This window comes from Bradyrhizobium sp. 2S1 (assembly GCF_011516625.5).
GTDB lineage: Bacteria > Pseudomonadota > Alphaproteobacteria > Rhizobiales > Xanthobacteraceae > Bradyrhizobium > Bradyrhizobium septentrionale.
The window spans coordinates 2,122,326-2,140,721 of record NZ_CP147717.1 but is presented as its reverse complement, the minus strand read 5'-3'; the positions used below and the strand labels follow the sequence as shown (position 1 = coordinate 2,140,721).

Annotated in this window: 10 protein-coding genes and 1 pseudogene; 5 read left to right on the top strand and 6 right to left on the bottom strand. The window is 64.7% G+C overall.

Going from position 1 to position 18,396, the window contains the following annotated elements:
* Window positions 1-70: 70 nt before the first annotated feature.
* The gene (locus tag HAP54_RS10175; protein ID WP_175619401.1) at window positions 71-373 is read left to right on the top strand and encodes a DUF6916 family protein; all 303 of its coding nucleotides are present in this window, start codon (window positions 71-73) and stop codon (window positions 371-373) included.
* Here the strand turns inward: HAP54_RS10175 and HAP54_RS10170 are convergent.
* The 5 genes from HAP54_RS10170 to HAP54_RS10150 form a co-directional block, all read right to left on the bottom strand.
* Window positions 355-912, bottom strand: a complete 558-nt coding sequence (locus HAP54_RS10170) for a GNAT family N-acetyltransferase (RefSeq protein ID WP_224741308.1) — start codon at window positions 910-912, stop codon at window positions 355-357. The two genes, HAP54_RS10175 and HAP54_RS10170, sit on opposite strands and share 19 nt — an antisense overlap.
* A 7-nt stretch (window positions 913-919) precedes the next feature.
* Window positions 920-1,450: a phage tail protein gene (locus HAP54_RS10165; RefSeq protein ID WP_166299712.1), complete on the bottom strand. Its 531-nt coding sequence runs from the start codon at window positions 1,448-1,450 to the stop codon at window positions 920-922.
* 12 nt (window positions 1,451-1,462) lie between these two features.
* Entirely contained in the window at window positions 1,463-1,951 is a 489-nt protein-coding gene (locus HAP54_RS10160) for a phage tail protein (RefSeq protein WP_248114247.1), read from the bottom strand.
* Between the two features lie 42 nt (window positions 1,952-1,993).
* Complete coding sequence (locus HAP54_RS52450) at window positions 1,994-2,176, bottom strand: phage tail protein (RefSeq protein ID WP_414646190.1); 183 nt, start codon at window positions 2,174-2,176, stop codon at window positions 1,994-1,996.
* 353 nt (window positions 2,177-2,529) lie between these two features.
* Window positions 2,530-7,824 carry a beta strand repeat-containing protein gene (locus tag HAP54_RS10150; protein ID WP_166299710.1) on the bottom strand — a complete coding sequence of 1,765 codons (5,295 nt, stop codon included), beginning with the start codon at window positions 7,822-7,824 and terminating at the stop codon, window positions 2,530-2,532.
* Window positions 7,825-10,404: 2,580 nt separating this feature from the next.
* On the opposite strand from HAP54_RS10150, the gene HAP54_RS10145 reads away from it, so the two are divergent.
* The 3 genes and pseudogenes from HAP54_RS10145 to HAP54_RS10135 all read left to right on the top strand — a co-directional run bounded on the left by HAP54_RS10145 (window position 10,405) and on the right by HAP54_RS10135 (window position 16,339).
* Complete coding sequence (locus HAP54_RS10145; RefSeq protein WP_175619400.1) at window positions 10,405-11,697, top strand: efflux RND transporter periplasmic adaptor subunit; 1,293 nt, start codon at window positions 10,405-10,407, stop codon at window positions 11,695-11,697.
* Entirely contained in the window at window positions 11,694-14,867 is a 3,174-nt protein-coding gene (locus HAP54_RS10140) for an efflux RND transporter permease subunit (RefSeq protein ID WP_166299708.1), read from the top strand. The genes HAP54_RS10145 and HAP54_RS10140 overlap by 4 nt, the downstream gene beginning before the upstream one ends.
* 281 nt (window positions 14,868-15,148) lie before the next feature.
* Window positions 15,149-16,339 (top strand): annotated as a pseudogene (locus HAP54_RS10135) (ABC transporter substrate-binding protein).
* A gap of 171 nt (window positions 16,340-16,510) precedes the next feature.
* Here HAP54_RS10135 and HAP54_RS10130 read toward each other — a convergent pair.
* Window positions 16,511-16,903, bottom strand: a complete 393-nt coding sequence (locus HAP54_RS10130; RefSeq protein ID WP_166299706.1) for an MAPEG family protein — start codon at window positions 16,901-16,903, stop codon at window positions 16,511-16,513.
* Between the two features lie 153 nt (window positions 16,904-17,056).
* Here HAP54_RS10130 and HAP54_RS10125 point away from each other — a divergent pair, with 153 nt between their 5' ends.
* The gene (locus tag HAP54_RS10125; RefSeq protein WP_166202952.1) at window positions 17,057-18,391 is read left to right on the top strand and encodes an IS1182 family transposase; all 1,335 of its coding nucleotides are present in this window, start codon (window positions 17,057-17,059) and stop codon (window positions 18,389-18,391) included.
* Window positions 18,392-18,396 lie beyond the last annotated feature (5 nt).

The window sequence follows — 18,396 nt, the reverse complement described above, 5'->3', positions numbered from 1 at the left end:
ATGACTGACGGAAACATTGACGGCAATATCGCGCGGCGTGTTACACGTCGAAAGCAACAGGAACGTGCGCATGACATCCACCGTCGACCTCGCGGCATTGCAGATCGATGACTTCACGCCGCATCAGGACGCGGAGTTCGAGATGCAGGCGGCAGATCACGTCGTGGCGCTGAAGCTGGCCAAGGTCGAGCCCGCAGGCAACAGCGGCCGGCCGGGCGGCGCGTTCTCGCTGCTGTTCGCGGGGCCGAAGGGAGCTTGGCTGCCGCAGGCGATCTATTCGGTGCGGCATCCGGCGCTCGGCATGATGGAGATCTTCCTGGTGCCGATCGGGCCGGTCGCCGACGGCAACGGCTATCAGGCCATTTTCACCTGACGACCGGAAATTCCTGCGGCGCGCCAGCGCATCAGATCGTACACGCCCTTGTCTTCCTCGGTGGTGAAGCCGAGCCGGCGGTAGAGCCGCATCGCCGGGTTGAGCTTCTCGACATGGATCGAGACGTCCTTGCCGGCCGCATCAGCCTCGTCGATCGCGTCGCGCAGCAGCGCTTCGCCATACCCCTTGCCGCGATGTTCGGGAAGTAAGGCGATGTCGATGATGCGGTGCTGGCTCGGCCAGCGCTCGACGTAGAACCGGCCGATGTCCTCATCGTCGCGCGCGATCACCAGCCAGTCGGCATTTGGATAAAACTGCTGGTAGTGTGCGTGCTGGGCTTGGAATTGCTGCTCGAGAAAGGCCGCCTTGTCCGCCTCGCTCCACGGCACCGGCGCCAGTTCCTCGGCGCGGGTCGAGGCATAGAGCCGGCCGAGGAACGGCAGATCGGCCTCCGACAGGCGGCGAAACCGGCAACCGGATTCAGCCGCGCGCGCCCAGCCGAATGCAGGTGCGTCAGTGGGGGAAGCGGGGAGCGCCAAAACGACCTCAGCCCCGTGGTGGGAAGACGCCTTGCAGCGAAATGCAGAAATTCAGCGTGAGGTAGGGCATCAGATTGTTGTGCGGCAGGCCGGAGCCCGTCAGTCCGATCATGTTGGTGCTCATCTGCACCAGCGTGGGTGTCGGAGTGCCGACGACATAGGCCGCGCCGTTCAGTGATCGTGCGATGCCTCGGGTCGGTGTCGGTGCGGCCTGGTCGGCCTGCAGGTTGATCGCCATCATGTCGTGGGGGGGCGCGGCGAGTTCCGTTTGCAGCAGAGTTACCGTGTCGGAGCCGCCGTTCTCGCCGAGGTCGTACAGCGAGAGGCCGGGTCCCTGTCCTGGTGCCAGTGGCGCGTTGCCCTGCATGTTCGGAAGCGCGAAATTCGACGTGCCGTTGCCGCCATAGGTGGTGCCGAGCAGCGAGAACAGCGCCGTGTTCTGCGAGAGCGGCACAAGCTGACCGTTGCAGAACGCCCAGCCCTTGGGGGCGAAGTTGAACGGAAAGATGCGGATCTCGGCGACGAAGGGGTCAGCCATGGTGTCGCGCTCCTAGCTCTGGCTCGGGAAGATGCCGAACAGCGAAATAATGAAACCGACGCACAGAAAGGGCTGGATGTTGCTGTGGGGCTGGCTGCCGCCGGCCGGCCCGATCACCGCTGGGCTCAGCGGCGTGGTCGGCGTTTGCTCCTTGTAGAGCAGCAGCGCGCCGCTCATCTGGTCGAGCACGTTGCCTTGCGGATTCGAGCCGCTGCCGGTGTTCGTTGACGCCTGCATCGTATGGGTATGTGCCGGGATCGTCTGCGTCGTGAGGGTGACTTGCTCGGCGCCGCCGATTTCGCCGATCGTGAACGCGGTGCCCGCGTTGGTGCCCATATGAAGCGGCAGCCGGCCACGCAGGTCGGGGACGGCAAAGGTGTTCTGGCCATCGCCGCCATAGGTGGTGCCGATCAGGTTGAACAGCGCGTCATTCTCGGAGATCGCCAGCAGGCTGCCGTCGCAGAACTGCCAGCCGGCCGGCGCGAAATTGCCGGCGAACATTTTGATTTCGCCTATAAAGGGTTGTGGCATGAGAGGTCTCCGTCAATTCTGCGAAGGGAAGATGCCCTGCAGGGCGATGCAGAAATTGACCGTCAGGAAAGGTTGCATGTTCTGATGCGCCTGGCTGCCGCCGACCGTGGAAATGCTCCCCGGCGCGAGCGCGGTCAGCGCCGTGGGCGCGGCGTACGCGTTGTTCAAGGCGCCGAGAACGTTGTTGGCCGGCACCAGAAGTGCGCCTGACAATAGTGCCGCGTCGACGGCGTGTGCACGATAGCGTGTTTTCTACGAAGTACAACCTCAACGATTGTGCCGGGTTGGCAATTTTTCTTCAATCGCCGGTTGAGCGTGGCTTGCGAGCCGCGATTGCTGGCACGCGATCCTTAGTGTGCGATCCTTGTGCGATCACTGGCTGCGGAGTTCACGTCATGAAACGGACATCTGCGAGCGCATCCTGCGCGATGATCTGAGTTCTCTGCGGCGGGAATCCGGACTCGACCGCGCCGAACGAACAACGCCTGCCGAAGCGATTCGGCAGGCGTTGTCGTGGTCGATGTTATCTTGGTCGATACGGCGTCCGATCAGACGATCAGGTCATGATGCAGCTGGGTCTGGACGTGATTGTCGGTCGGCATGCCGCCCATGGCGGCCAACACCGTCTCGTGTCCGGCCCACGGGTTGGGGGCATCGGAATGCCCGCTGAACAGATCTGACAACGCCTGGGTGTTCGCCGCGTGGCTGGTGTCGGTCTGCCGCGCCGCCTCGGCGAATGCCGCGAAGTTGAAGCTCTGACCCATCGCCGTGTTGGCAACTGGCGCGCTGGCCTGCTGCTGGCTCGGGGCCACGGTGGTCGGCGCGAACACGAAGTTCTGCTGGGCCTGACCGGGATCCATGCTGTGGTCCTTCGGCAGGTCAGTCGCGGTCGGCAGCCGGCGCTCGCCGTCGGCGAGGTTGATATACATCAAATCATTGGCATCGGAGGGCGAGGTCAGGTCGGCGAGGCCGATCACGTGTCCCAGTTCATGCACAACGGCGGTCAGGAGATCGAGATGACCCGCCGCTGCCGCCGACGGATCGGTCTGCAGATTGCTGCCGGACGCATTGAGGGCGTGCGTGAACTCCGAATTGTCCGATGGGGTCGGATCGACGAACCAGCCGTGGCCGGCGGCATCGACATCGATCGTAATGTGGCCGGAGCTTTCCAGGCCGACGACCTGGCCAGCGAGGTCCGCGACGCTGAAAGTGACGGCATGCAGCGCGGCGAGTTGACCCGCGCCGGCGCCTGCCTTCGCCCATTGGGCAATAGCCGCCGACACGACCGAGTCGAGCTCGCTCTGGGTCAGGTGGGTTTCGCCCGCCGTCGGCGAGGCTGCCGCAACGCCACCCGAACTGGCGACCAGGAACTGCGCGCCGCCAAAATAGCCGCCGCCTGCGGATTGCCCGGGGTCACCGATGGCCTGTGTGGCAACCGCGCCGTTTCCGGTGCCGGTCACGGTGTTGTTGCTCGCCACGTAGCTCGCGACCGCCGAGAAATTATACGGCGTGCCGGCATAATTGGGACTGCCGATCAAGCCGGTTTTCGAAACGCCTTCCTGCTCGAGGAAGATGCCGGCGACCAGGCCGAGGCCGGTGTTGCCGCCGAGATCGACGGTGTTCTTCAGCGCGCCGGCGCCGCCGATCGTGGCGTTCAGCAGATTGTTGTCGCCGCCCGCTCCGGTATTTGAGCCGTTCTGCACATAGATGCCGGCAAACCCGTTCGTCGAATCGAGCGTATCGACCGTGTTGCCCTGGATCACCGCGGTCATGTCGCCGGCAGCGCCGTTATGCACCAGCGTATAGATGCCGCCGACGACGCCGGAGATATGATTGTTGGTGATGGTCGTGCTCGACGAACCCGCGCCGTCTTCGAACACGCTGATGCCGTAGCCCTGCGTCGAACCGCTGCCGGCAGAGCCTTGCGTGCCGATCGTGTTGCCGCTGAAGTGCCCGTCGGTGCCGGTGCCTTTGGTGACTGCGAGAGCCCCGCCCAGAGCGCCTTTGATGGTGTTGTTCGAGATGTTGTAGGTCAGCGTGATGTCGTTGGCTGCGCCGCCGCCGCCGATCGTCAGGCCGCCACCGCCGCTGACGATGTTCTGGTTGGTATTGCTGAAATTGTCGCCCGTCATGACCAGGTCCGACGACACCGTGCCAAGCAGATTGAGCTGGAACATGTCGCCGCGCGCGGAGGTGACGGTCGAGTTCTGGACCGTAGCGTTGAACGTGCCGCCGGTCGCCTGGAAGGCGATCGCGTCGTTGGACGCATTGCCGGCCGCGGAATTGGTCGCGAAGGTCGAGCCGGTCACGGTAATGCGGTTCAGCGTCTGGCTGCCGTCGTTGAACACGTGCAGGGCATCATAGGCTGCGCCGGTGAGGGTCGAGTTCGTGATCGACGCCGTGCCGGACAGGCCGGTGAAGTAGACGTCGCCCTCGCCGATGCCGCCGACGCTGGTGCCGTTGGTGCCGGTCACCGTGGTGTTGCCGAGGGTGAAGCCGGTGACGGCGGTGCCGACGATGCCGTAGTTCTGGAAGTCGTGCATCGACACGTAGGAGATTTGCACGTCCTTGGTGTTGTTCAGGTAGATGCCGCTGCCCTGCGTGGTGCTGCCGTCGGCGCCGGTCTTGTTGGCGATGGTGCCGCCGCTGCCCGCCGTCGAGCCGTCACCGGTGACGTGCAGGCCGCCATTGCCGGCTGCGGTGCCGGTGTTGGAGAGGATGATGCCGTTGCCGGAGCCGCCGCTCGAGGTGATGCTCTTGAAGGTGAGGTTCGACGAGCCGATCTGGGTGTTCTCGACGTCGAGCGCGGTGCCGGTGCCTGACGTGATCGAGTTGGCGGTGCCGGTCAGCGAGATCGTGCCGCCATGGGTGAAGCTCATGCCGGCGCCGCTGGCGGTCTTGACCGTGATGTCGGACATCGAGACGGTGCCGACATTGAAGCCGTCGTCGCTGATGCCGATGCCGGTCGAGGCCGAGGTGTCGATGCTGACGCCGCTGATGCTGTGGCCCGACGTGCCGAGCAGGTCGATGCCGTTGTCGGCGCCGGTCACCTTGATCACCGGATCGGTGCCGGTTGCGGTGTTGGCGGTGACCAGGGCACCGGTCACCGGGTTGGTGAAGGTCAGGGCGTGGCTGCCGCCGACCAGGTTGACGCCGTTGGCGAGGTTGATGCCGTTGGCCTCGGTGTAGGTGCCGGACCTCAGCACGACGTAGTCGCCGCTCCCTGCCGGGTTCGCCGCGTTGAAGGCGGCGATCGAGGTGTACGGGTCGGCAGCGGTGCCGAGATTGTGGCTGTTGGCCAGCGCCGTGGCCGAGTTGTCGATGTAGAACACCTGCGGCACGACGCCGACATGGAAGGTCTGGGCGCCTGAGGTGAGCGGTCCGCCGGTGCCGGTGTGGCCATTGTCGCTGACGTTCAGCGTCACGGTATCCGAGCCGGCGAAGCCGTCATCGCTGTTGTATGTCAGCGTCGCCAGCGCGGTGTTGACCTGTGCGGCCGTGCCGGTCAGCGTCACTGTGTGGCTGTCGTTGTTGGTGAAGCTGGCCAGCCCCGTGGTGGTGAAGGTCAGGTTCGCGTGGCTGGAGGAAACCGTGGCCGTGACGGTGCCGGGGTCGGAATCGACGTCGGCGACCGAAAGGCCTGATATCGCAAAGTCGGTGTGCGAGAACGCAGTGCCGAGCGAATTGTCCGCCGGCACCGCCGCGGTCGGCGCATCGTCCACGGCGGTCACGCTTCCCGTCGTCGATGCCGTCCCGGTGTTGTTGCCGCCATTCGCAGTGCCGCCGTCATCGTGCACGGTCAGGCTATAGGAACGCGCGGTGCTGTCGGGATTTTCGCTGGTGTTGTTGAACTGGATCAGGTCGAGCACCGCATTGTAGTGCGCCAGCGTGTCGGCGCCGGTGAAGCTGATCGTTTCGGTGCCGGCGGTGCTGGTGATGTCGAAGTGGATCCCGCCGATGTCGCCGCTGGTGCCGGCGTGACCTGCGATCGAGAGCGCGTCCGACGCCTTCAGATTGTTCAGCACGAAGGTCGCATCGGTGATGTTGTTACCTTCGGCGTCCGAGATCGTCAGGTTTGGCGTGATCGTGACCGGCGTCGAGCTCGAAGCCGGCGTGCCGTTCGGCGGCTCGGAGAATCCGGTGATGGCGCCGAAGCTGACGACAGGCGCGTCGTTGACCGGCGTGACATGGATGGTCGAGGTCGAGGTGTTGCTGTTGGCGCTGCCGTCGTTGACCGTGAAGCTGACGGTGCGATCAGCCCCGGACGGGTTGTCGCTCGAGTTGAAATAGGTAATCGAATCCAGCGCGGCCTTGTAGTTGGCGACGCTGGAGGAACCCGTCAGCGTCAACACGCCGGTCGCAGAGTTGTACGATCCGCTGATGCCGTTCTGGTTGACGAAGCCCAGCACATCCTGGCCGGCGGCGAAGCCGCCGGTGATGGCAACCGTCGCGCTCGACATGTTGGCGCTGTCGACGTCGGAGACGTTGACCGACGCATCGATCACGGACGCGGCCTGGTTCTCGACATAGTTCAGCGTGCCGCCGGCCGTCGTGACCGGAGGATCGTTGACCGGCGTGACATTGATGGTGTCGGTGACCGCGGCCGAGTTGGCGGAGCCGTCATTGGTGATGATGGTGACCGTGCGCGCCAGGCCCGACGGGTTGTCGCTGGTGTTCTGATAAGTCACCGAGGCGAGCGCCGCCTGATATTGGGCAACCGTGGCTGTGCCTGTCAGCGTAAGGGTGCCGGTTCCCGTATTGAACGAGCCGGTGATGCCGTTCTGGGTGGTGAAGGCGAGGACGTCCTGGCCGTTGGCGTAGTTGCCGGTAATCTGCACGGTCGCGCCGGCCAGCGTGGTGTTGTCGACATCGGATACGGTGATCGCCGGATCGAACGCGGTCGCGGCCTGGTTCTCGGTATAGTTCAGCGTATGGCCGGCGGTGACGACAGGCGGATCGTTGACCGGGGTGACGTTGATGGTGTCGGTGACGGGCGAGCTGTCGAGCGTGCCGTCATTGGCTGTTATCGTGACGGTGCGCGGTGCGCCCGACGGGTTGTCGCTGGTGTTATGATAGGTCACCGCGGCCAGCGCGGCCTGATAGTTGGCGACGGTATCGGTGCCGGTCAGCGTCAGCGTTCCGGTCGCGGCATTGAACGTGCCGGTGATGGTGGCGGTGTTGGCGAAGGCGAGCACGTCCTCGCCGTTGACGTAGCCGCCGGTGATCTGCACCGTCGCGGACACCAGATTGGCGTCGTCGCCGTCGGTGACGGTGATTGCCGAATCGATCGCGGTCGCGGCCTGGTTCTCGGTGTAGTTCAGCGTGTGGCCGGCGGTGACGACCGGCGCTTGATCGACGACCACCGCGATGGTGAAGGTCTGCTGGTTGTGCAAGGTGCCGTCGCTGGCATCGACCGTGACGTCATAGGACGGATCAGCAATGTTGATCTTGGTAGGATCGGCGACCGTGACCTTGCCAGCGGCCGCGTTGATGGTGAAGGCGCCGCCGGAGGTGTCGCCGACCAGCGAATAGGTCACGGCGGGACCGTTGACGTCGGTCGAGGATGCCGTCACGCCGGTTCCCGAGCCGGCCGGCGCGCCGATCGCGACCCGGTTGACGCCAGCGTCGCTATCGACCGGGGTCGATGGCGCGACGTCGGTGACGGCGATGGTGAAGGTTTGCGAGTTCGCCAGCGTCCCGTCGCTGGACTGGGCAACGACGGTGTAGCTGCCGCCCGAGCTTTCGAAATCGATCTTGGTGGAATCGGCGACAGTGATGACGCCGGTCGTCGCGTTGATGGTGAAGCCACCACCGGAGGTGTCGCCGATCAGCGCATAGGTCACCGGCGGACCGTTGACGTCGGTCGACGATGAGGTGACGCCGACCGCGGTGCCGGCGGCGGCGCCTTCGGCAACCGCGTTGGCGGCGGCATCGCTGTCGACCGGGCTCGACGGCGGGGCTTCGTTGACGCCGATGGTGAAGGTCTGCGAATTCGTCAGCGTGCCGTCGCTGGCCTACGCGGTGACGGTGTAGGCGTGGCCGGGAGCGCTTTCGTAGTCGATCTTGGTGGGATCGGCGACGGTGATGACACCGGTGGTGGCGTTGATGGTGAAGCCGCCGCCGGAAGTATCGCCGGTCAGCGAATAAGTCACGCCGGGACCGTTGACGTCGGTCGAGGACGCGGTGATGCACCACCGTGGTGCCCACGGCCGCGCCTTCGACGACGGCGTTGGCGGCGGCATTGTTGTCGACCGGGGTCGATGGCGCGACGTCGGTGACGTTGACGGTGAAGGTCTGCGTGCTCGCCAGCGTGCCGTCGCTGGCCTGCGCGGTGATGGTGTAGCTGCCGTGCGAGGTTTCGAAATCGAGCTTGGTCGGATCGGCGACGGTGACGACGCCGGTCGCCGCGTTGATGGTGAAGCCGCCGTCTGAGGTGTCGCCGACCAGCGAATAGGTCACGGCTCCGCCGTTGATGTCGGTCGCGTGCGCCGTGACGCCGACGGCGGTGCCCGCAGCCGCGCCCTCGGTGACCGAGTTGGCGGTGGCGTCGGTGTCGGTGGGGGCGGACGGCGGGGCGTCGGTGACGTTGATGGTGAAGGTCTGCGTCGACGAGGTCGCGCCGGCCGTCGCGTGCACGCTGATCGTGTAGGCGTGGCCGGGCGCGCTGCTCTCGAAGTCGAGCTTGGTGGGATCGGCGACGGTGACGACGCCGGTGCTCGCGTCGATCTTGAAGCCGCCGCCGGAGCTGTCTGATGTCAGCGAGTAGGTGGTTGCGGGGCCGTTCGGATCGACCGCGGAGGCGGTAATGCCGACCAGCGTGTTGGCGGCGGCGCCCTCGACGACGGCGTTGGCGGCGGCATTGACGTCGACCGGCGTAGAGACCGGCAGGTCGTTGACGTTGATGGTGAAGGTCTGCGAGCTGACGCCGCCATGGCCATCGCTGGCCTGCACCGTGATGCTGTAGGCGTGGCCCGGCGCGGTTTCGAAGTCGATCTTGCCGGAATTGGCGACGCTGACGACGCCGGTGTTGGGATCGATCTTGAAGCCGCCGTTGGAGGTGTCCGCCGTCAGCGAATAGGTGACGCCGGGGCCATTGACGTCGGCCGCCGCTGCGGTGATGCCGACCAGCGTGTTGACGGCAGCGCCTTCGTTGACGGCGTTGGCGGCGGCGTTGCTGTCGGTCGGTGTCGACGGCGGCGCATTGCTGACCGCGATCGTGAAGCTCTGCGACGAGACGAAGATGCCGTCGGTGGCCTGCACATTGACGACATAGCTGCCGCCGGAGCTCTCGAAATCGACCTTGGTGGGGTCGGCGATCGTCACCACGCCGGTATTGGCATCGATCTTGAAGCCGCCATGCGAGGAATCGGATGTCAGCGAATAGGTGACCGGGAGGCCGATCAGGCTGTCGGAATGTGCGGTGATATTGACCGAGCTGTTGACGGCGGCGCCTTCAACGACCGTGTTGGCGCCGGAATTGGTGTCGGTCGGCGCCGACAGGAAGCCGTGGATCGGCGGAAAGGGCGTGCCGGGAGGGCAGCCGAGATAGAGATATTGCAGACCATACGCATCGACGAATGCCTGCGCGGACGGATCCAGGATGATATTGCCGCTCGGATCAAGATGGAGTTCGGGACGGGTTAAACCACCGATTGTATAGGCGGGTATGGTCGTCATGTGCACTCCTGCAACCGGCGTGGAAGCCAGTCAGTATTTACAATTTTTGGATACGGGGACGTGTGAAGCCGTTCACACGTTGAAGTTGATCGGCCGCGACTGGAGACCGCATCGACTCGCTCGCAATGTGGGAAAGCCGCGATGTCCGCGGAGCCGTGACATCAGCAAGATCCAATGCGCTTGCCATTTACGTAGTCGCCTTCACCACTCACGCCGCGACAAAGTCCAATGAACGTTCGAGAAAAATGCGGCGGCCAACAAAATTTCACTGTTTGGCAACCATGACCGTATTGGCGATATTTCCGAGTGTCAATGTGTGTCCGGATGACAGCGCGCCGTTAACCACGATTCCGCCATGCAGCGGGAGGTAGAGCGCGGGAAAACTGACCGGTTTTGCCGTTTGCGGCCGGAGGTTGTGCGCCAAAAGTCGAGTCGGGCGTGGTGTGACGAATCTGTGAAACGAGCTCGCGTTGTGATTGATTCGCGGCGATCCGTCTGTGATCTCGTACCCCCGAAAGGCCAGCCAGTCTGTCCCTTCCCGTCGTAACGGTTTCGCGAGCGTGTCGTAAGGCGTTCAGACTACGCAACTATTCGCTTGATCCGGCGCCCATCTTGAACAGACTGGGGGTCGGCTACATCTGTGACGTCCACCGCCGCGACATCGCGACGATCCGTCCGAGTTGAATCACTGCAATTTTAGATGCGACTTTGGTAGCCCTGCTTTGGTCGTTCTGGGGGAGAAGGAATTGAGTGCGATTGACACAACGGAGCGTCCGGCCCCGGTTAACGGCGTCGAACGCGATTCGCTTCGCCGCCATGATTCGCTCGGCCGTCTTGACTCGCTTCGTGGTCTTGGCGGGCTCGGCCTCGCGCCGCTCGGCTTGCTTGCGGCACTGACGCTCGGCGGCTGCGGTGACAAGAGCGCGCAATCGCAGGCCGCGCCTCCGCCGCCCGTGACGGTCGCGCAGCCGGTCAAGCGCACGGTCACCGACTGGGACGAGTTCACCGGCCGCTTCGAGGCGATCGAGGAAGTTCAGGTCCGCGCCCGTGTCGGCGGCTTCGTCGACAGTGTCGAGTTCAAGGATGGCGCGATCGTCCATGCCGGCGATCTGCTTTACACCATCGACCCGCGCCCGTTCGAGGCGGTGGTGCTGCAGGCCCAGGGCCAGCTCGCCGACGCACGCGCCAAGGGGGAGCTCGCCAAGCGTGATCTCGAGCGCGGGCTGAACCTGGTGCAGACCAGCGCGGTCTCGGAGCAGGTCGTCGACCAGCGCCGCCAGGCGTTGCAGGCGGCACGCGCCGCCGAGACGCAGGCCGAGGGAACGCTGAAGGCCGCGCAGCTCAACGTCGAATTCTCCCACGTGCTGGCGCCGATCGCCGGCCGCGTCAGCCGGCATCTGGTCACGCCGGGCAATCTCGTGCAAGGCAGCGAGGGCGGCGCGACGCTTCTCACCTCGATCGTGTCGCTCGATCCGATCTACATCTATTTCGACGTCGACGAGGCGACCTATCAGCGCAACAGCAAGCTGTGGTTCGAAGGCCGGCGGCCGAGCTCGCGCGACACGGCGAATCCGGTGCAGGTGGCGCTGACCGGCGAGACCAAGCCCTCGCATGAGGGCAAGATGGACTTCCTCGACAACCGGCTCGACGTCTCGACCGCGACGCTGCGCAGCCGCGCGGTGATTCCGAACAAGGATCTGTCGATCCTGCCCGGCCAGTTCGGCCGGGTCCGCATCATCGGCTCCTCGCCCTATGAGGCGCTGCTGATCCCGGACACCGCCATCGCCACCGACCAGTCGCGCAAGATCGTGTTCGTGGTCAAGGATGACAACACGGTTGAAGCAAGAGCCGTCGTGCTGGGGCCGCTCGATGAGGGCCTGCGGGTGATCCGCGAAGGCCTCAAGGCGGAGGACCATGTGATCGTCGACGGCCTGCAGCGCGCCCGCGTCGGCGCCAAGGTGACGCCGAAAATGGCGCAGGCTCCCGCGGATACCAAGCCACCGGCAGGCGACAAGCCCGCAGCAGGTGCCAAACCATGAATCTCGGCAGGCTTTCCATCAACCAGCCCATTCTCGCGATGGTGCTGTCGATCGTGCTGCTGATTGTCGGCGCGATCGCCTATCCGACGTTGCCGGTCTCGGAATATCCGCAGGTGGTGCCGCCGACCGTCGTGGTGACGACGCAATATCCCGGCGCCTCGGCGCAGACCGTGTCCGACACCGTGGCGGCCCCGATCGAGCAGGAGATCAACGGCGTCGAGGACATGCTGTATCTCTACAGCCAGGCGACCTCGAACGGCCAGCTCACCATCACCGCCACCTTCAAGCTCGGCACCGACCTCGACAAGGCGCAGGTGCTGGTGCAGAACCGCGTCGCGATCGCGCAGCCGCGGTTGCCCGAGGAGGTGCAGCGCAACGGCGTCACCACGCGCAAGAACTCGCCCGACATCCTGATGGTGGTGTTCATGCTGTCGCCCGACGACAGCTTCGATCAGCTCTACATCTCGAACTACGCGCTGCTGCAGGTCCGCGACCAGTTGCTGCGGCTCGACGGCGTCGGCGACATCCAGATGTTCGGCGCGCGCGACTACTCGATGCGGCTGTGGCTCGATCCCGACCGGATCGCCAATCTCGGTCTGACCTCGACCGAGGTGCTGGCGGCGATCCGGGCGCAGAACCTGCAGATCGCGGGCGGACAGATCGCGGAGCCGCCGATCACCGATCGTGCCTTCCAGCCGAACCTGGTTTTCACCGGCCGCCTCAAGGACATCAGGCAGTTCGAAGACATCGTGGTGAAGGCCGGCTCCGACGGCCGCACCGTGCGCCTGCGCGACGTCGCCCGCGTCGAGCTCGGTGCGCTGTCCTACGCCACCAACAGCTTCCTGCTGCGCAAGTCGGCGGTGGCCCTGCTGGTGACGCAACGGCCCGGATCGAACGCGCTCGCCACCGCCAAGAGCATCTCCGACACGATGGAGCGGATGAAGGCGAGTTTCCCGAAGGGCCTCGACTACAATATCGGCTACAACCCGACCGAATTCATCGCCCAATCGGTTCATGAGCTGATCAAGACCATCTACGAGGCGATGGCGCTCGTCGTCATCGTGGTGCTGGTGTTCCTGCAGGGTTGGCGGCCTGCGATCATCCCGATCGTCGCGATCCCGGTGTCGCTGGTCGGCACCTTCGCGGTGATGGCCGCGCTCGGCTTCTCGATCAACAATCTGACGCTGTTCGGCCTGGTGCTGGCGGTCGGCATCGTGGTCGACGACGCCATCGTGGTGGTCGAAAATGTCGAGCGCCATCTCGAGCACGGCATGTCCAGGCGCGACGCCGCGCTCAAGACCATGGAGGAGGTCGGCGGCGCGCTGGTCTCGATCGCGCTGGTCCTGTGCGCGGTGTTCGTGCCGACTGCCTTCCTCGGCGGCATCTCCGGGCAGTTCTTCCAGCAATTCGCGGTGACGATCGCGGTCGCCACCGCGATCTCCTGCTTCTGCTCGCTGACGCTGTCGCCGGCGCTGGCCTCGCAGATCCTGGTCCCGCACGAGGACAAGCGCCCGCCGGCGCGCTGGAACATCATCGCGCGCGGCTGGGACAGCTTCACCGCATTGTTCAACCGCGTGTTCGACCGGTTGGCGCACGGCTACGCGGCGGTGGCCGACTTCGTGATCCGCCACACCGCGGTGATGCTCGCGATCTACGTCGTGCTGATCGGCAGCGCCGGCTGGCTACTCGCAACCACCTCGCAGGGCTTCATCCCGGCGCAGGATCGCGGCTACGTCATCATCTCGGCGCAGCTGCCGGGCGCGGCATCGCTGGCGCGCACCACGGCGGTGGTGCGCGAGATCGAGCGGATTGCACTCGATACGCCCGGCATCGTTCGCGTCGCGGCTTTCGCCGGCTTCTCCGGCGCGACGCGCACGCAGGCGGGCAATGCCGCGGCGCTGTTCCCGGTGTTCGATGAGCCGGAGGCAAGGTTGAAGAAGGGACTGACCGCCACGGCGATCACCGCAGACCTGCGCAAGCGCCTGTCGGTGATCCAGGGCGCCTTCATCATCGTGATCCCGCCGCCCGCGGTGCCCGGCATCGGCACCGGCGGCGGCTTCACGATCCGCATCCAGGACCGGCAGGGCCGCGGCCCCGAGCTGCTGGCCTCCGCCACCGACGAGCTGGTCGGCGCGGCGCGCAAGTCGCCCAGCCTGACGTCGGTGTTCTCACCGTTCACCGCCAACACGCCGCAATTGTTCGTCGATATCGACCGCGTCAAGGCGCAGAAGCTCGGCGTGCCGATCGCTGGCATCAACGACACCATCCAGACCTATTTCGGTTCGACCTACGTCAACGACTTCAACCTGTTCGGCCGCACCTATCACGTCACGGCGCAGGCCGACCTGCCGTTCCGCAAGGAGACCACCGACCTCGCGCGGCTGCGCACCCGCAACGCCGCCGGCGACATGGTGATGCTCGGCAGCGTCGTGGACTTCAAGGATACCTCCGGCCCCGACCGCGTCGCGCGCTACAATCTCTACGCCGCCTCCGAGCTGCAGGGTGAGCCGGCGCCCGGCACCAGCTCGACGACGGCGCTCAACACCATCAAGCAGCTCGCCGACGCGACGCTGCCCTCGGGCTTCACCTTCGAATGGACCGACCTGTCCTACCAGCAGGTCACCGGCGGCAATGCCGGCCTCTACGTGTTCCCGATTTGCGTGCTGTTCGTCTACCTGGTGCTGGCCGCGCAATATGGCAGCTGGACGCTGCCGTTCGCGGTGATCCTGATGGTGCCGATGTGTCTGCTCGCCGCCACGATCGGCGTGCGCCTGATGGGCCAGGACGTCAACATCCTGACCCAGATCGGCTTCGTCGTGCTGGTCAGGCTCGCCGCCAAGAACGCGATCCTGATCGTCGAGTTCGCGCGCGATATCGAGCTGGAGGGCAAGCCACGGCTGGAGGCGGTCATCGAGGCCTGCCGGCTTCGCCTGCGGCCGATCCTGATGACGTCGTTCGCCTTCATTCTCGGCGTGCTGCCGCTGGTGGTGTCGTCCGGCTCGGGCTCGGAGATGCGCCAGGCGGTCGGCGTCGCCGTGTTCTTCGGCATGCTCGGCGTCACGCTGTTCGGCCTGGTCTTCACGCCGATCTTCTACATGGTGGTGCGCAACCTCGCGGAAGGAAAGAACGAGGGCAAGCCGGCGGCGCCCGCGGCGAATGTGGCGGGGTGATGCCCCCGTGACTAAGACGCGATTCCATTCCCGTCACCCTGAGGAGTGCGGAACGCGCGTCTCGAAGGGTGCACGGCCCGGCTGGTGGCCGTTCGCCCTTCGAGGCTCGCCCAGCGGCGCAATTGCGCCGCAAGGCTCGCACCTCAGGACGACGGGTTTGAGGTCGTGCTGCGGAGTTGAGCCCATACTATTGGCTGAGCGGGAAGGGATGGGCAGGCGCAGGGTTATAAAATAATGTCGCGCCGATTTTTCCTGATCAAGACTGCTGGGAGAGCATAACGATGAAGTCGGGATTTTTGGCCGCGGTTGCGGCGTGCAGCCTGATGCTTGCGGCGCCGGCGATGGCCCAAGGCGTCAAGATCGGTATTCTGAACGATCAGTCCGGCGTCTACGCCGACTACGGCGGAAAGTATTCGCTCGAGGCGGCACGGATGGCGGTCGAGGATTTCGGCGGCGAGGTGCTGGGCCAGAAGATCGAGATCGTCACTGCCGATCATCAGAACAAGCCGGACCTTGCGACCGCGATCGCGCGGCGCTGGTACGAGGTCGAGAACGTCGACATGATCACCGAGCTCACCACCTCGTCGGTTGCGCTCGCGGTGCAGGAGCTGTCGAAGGAAAAGAAGAAGATCGACATCGTGGTCGGCGCGGCGACCTCGCGCATCTCGGGCGATGCCTGCACGCCCTACAGCTTCCACTGAGCCTATGACACCCGCGCGCTCGCGGTTGGCACCGGCGGCGCGCTGACCGAAGCGGGTGGCAACACCTGGTTCTTCCTCACCGCCGACTATGCCTTCGGCTACGCGCTGGAGAAGGACACCAGCGACATCGTCGCGTCAAAGGGCGGCAAGGTGGTCGGCTCGGTCCGCGTGCCGCTCAACTCGTCGGACTTCTCCTCCTTCCTGCTGCAGGCGCAGAGCTCGAAGGCCAAGATCATCGGGCTTGCCAATGCCGGGCTCGACACCACCAACTCGATCAAGCAGGCCGCCGAGTTCGGCATCGTCAGGGGCGGCCAGAAGCTCGCCGGCCTGCTGATGACGCTGTCGGAGGTGCATGGCCTCGGGCTGGAGGCCGCGCAGGGCCTCGTGCTCACCGAAGGCTTCTACTGGGATCACGACGACGCCTCGCGCGCCTTCAGCGAGCGCTTCTTCAAGCGCACCAGCCGCATGCCGAGCATGATCCATGCCGGCACCTATTCGGCGACGCTGAGCTATCTCAAGGCTGTGAAGGCGGCCGGCACCAAGGACAGCGAAGCGGTCGCCGCGAAGCTGAAGGAACTGCCGGTCGACGACGCCTTTGCCAAGGGCAAGGTGCTCGCCAACGGCCGCATGGTCCACGACCTCTATCTGTTCGAGGTCAAGAAGCCGTCGGAATCGAAGAAGCCGTGGGACTATTACAAGCAGCTCGCCGTGGTGCCTGGCGACAAGGCGTTCTTCAGCGCCAAGGAGAGCGGCTGCCCGCTGACGAAGTAACGCGCGCATCCAATGGTGGTGTCGTCCTGGCGAAAGCCAGGACCCATTACCACCGGCGGATGTTGTTTTAGCAAGCTGGGGCCGTTAGTCCCGTCAATAACCTCGCCCTGTGGTGATGGGTCCTGGCTTTCGCCAGGACGACGACGGAAGACGACGGCTGAATGCGTGGCGTCACCCGTGCACGAGCCGCCACACCGCGCCGCCGATCGCGCCGACCCACAACACGATGCACGCCATCGCCTGGATGCCAAAACCGCGGCTGCGCTTTGCCACCGCCTCGCGATAGCCGGTGAAGTAGACGACGCGGCCAATCACCCAGAGCGCCCCGATGGCTGCGGCTGCGGCATCACTGATATAGATGGCAAACAGCCAAAGCGACGGCAGGAAGATCGGCATCCATTCCAAGGTGTTCATCTGGATGCGGAAGATGCGCTCGAAATCCGGATGGCCGGAGATCGCCGGCAGCTTGACGCCATAGGCGACGCGGGCGCGCGCGACCTGGGTCGAGGTGAAGAAATAGAACGCGACGGCAAGGCAGGTGACGATGGCCGTGTAGTGGTACATGTCAGGCGTGTCCTCTCGTTCCGTTGGCCCCGGTGCCATGACGGGGCAGCAGCGACCGGTGTGACAGGCGATATCTTTTTGAATGCGCCGCTCTAGGAGCTTGTCTGGATAGTCGCTGTTCAAATCTGGTCGGGTCTGATTCAACATTGGGCGATGAGCAAGTATTTTCGGCCTTGGAACATCGATCAGACGCTGCTTCTGCCGCCGAATGTGCAGGACTTCGTGCCGAAAGGCCATGTCTCGCGGTTTATGGTTGATCTGGTGCGGGAGAGCCTCGATCTCAGGGAGATCATGGGCAGCTATGTGAGCGGGCTTGGGCAGCCGCCGTTTGATCCGCGGATGATGGTGGCGCTGCTGCTGCATAGCTATGCGAGTGGGCTGTATTCGTCGCGTCGGATTGCCAAGGCCTGCCGGGAGCGGAACGATTTTGTGATGATCGTGGCGCTGGATGCGCCGGATTTTCGGACGATCAGCGACTTTCGCAAGCGACATTTGAAGGCGCTCGGCGCGCTATTCGTGCAGGTTCTGAAGTTGTGCGAGACGGCCGGGCTGGTCAAGCTCGGTCATGTCGCGCTGGATGGTACGAAGATCAAGGCGAACGCGTCGAAACACAAGGCGATGAGTTATGAGCGCATGAAGAAGCGCGAGGCGGAATTGAAGGCCGAGGTCGCTCGCATGCTGGCGGCCGCCGAGGCGGCGGATGCCTCGGAGGATGAGACTTTCGGCAACAGCGACGAACTGCCGGACTGGACCGTCGACAAGCAGAAACGGCTGGCGAAGATCCAGCAAGCGATGGCGGCGCTGGAAGCGGACGCCAAACTGGCGGCGGAGGAAGAGCGCCGCATCGAGGCCGAAAAGGAACAGCAGCGCCAGGCCGAAGGCCGCAAGAAGCCGGGCAAACCGGCGGCGCTGCCATCGGAGGAACCCAATCCCAAGGCGCAACGCAACTTCACCGATCCGGAAAGCCGCATCATGAAGTCGAAGGATGGCTTCGTTCAGGCCTATAATGCCCAGGCGGCCGTCGATGCACATGCCCAGATCATTGTCGCGCAAGAACTGACCCAGCACGGCAGCGATCAGGGCCAGTTGGTGCCCCTGATCGAGGCCATCGAGAGCAATCTTGGCCGCAAGCCGCGGCAGGCCTCAGCGGATTCCGGCTACTGCAGCGAAGCCAATCTCGAAGCGCTCGACACACGCAGCATCGATGGCTATGTCGCGCCCGGACGCGCCAAGCACCCGACAGTAGCGAACGGAAAAGTCGGCGGCCCGCTGACACAGGCCATGCGAAAGAAGATCGACGATGGCGGCTTCGAAACACCCTACCGATTGCGAAAGCAAGTGGTGGAGCCGGTGTTCGGGCAGATCAAACAGGCAAGAGGCTTCCGCCAGTTCCTGTTGCGGGGCATCGAGAAAGTGCGCGCCGAGTGGACAATGATCTGCACCGTCCATAACCTCCTCAAGCTGTTCAACCTCGCAAACGCAGCCTGAGCCTG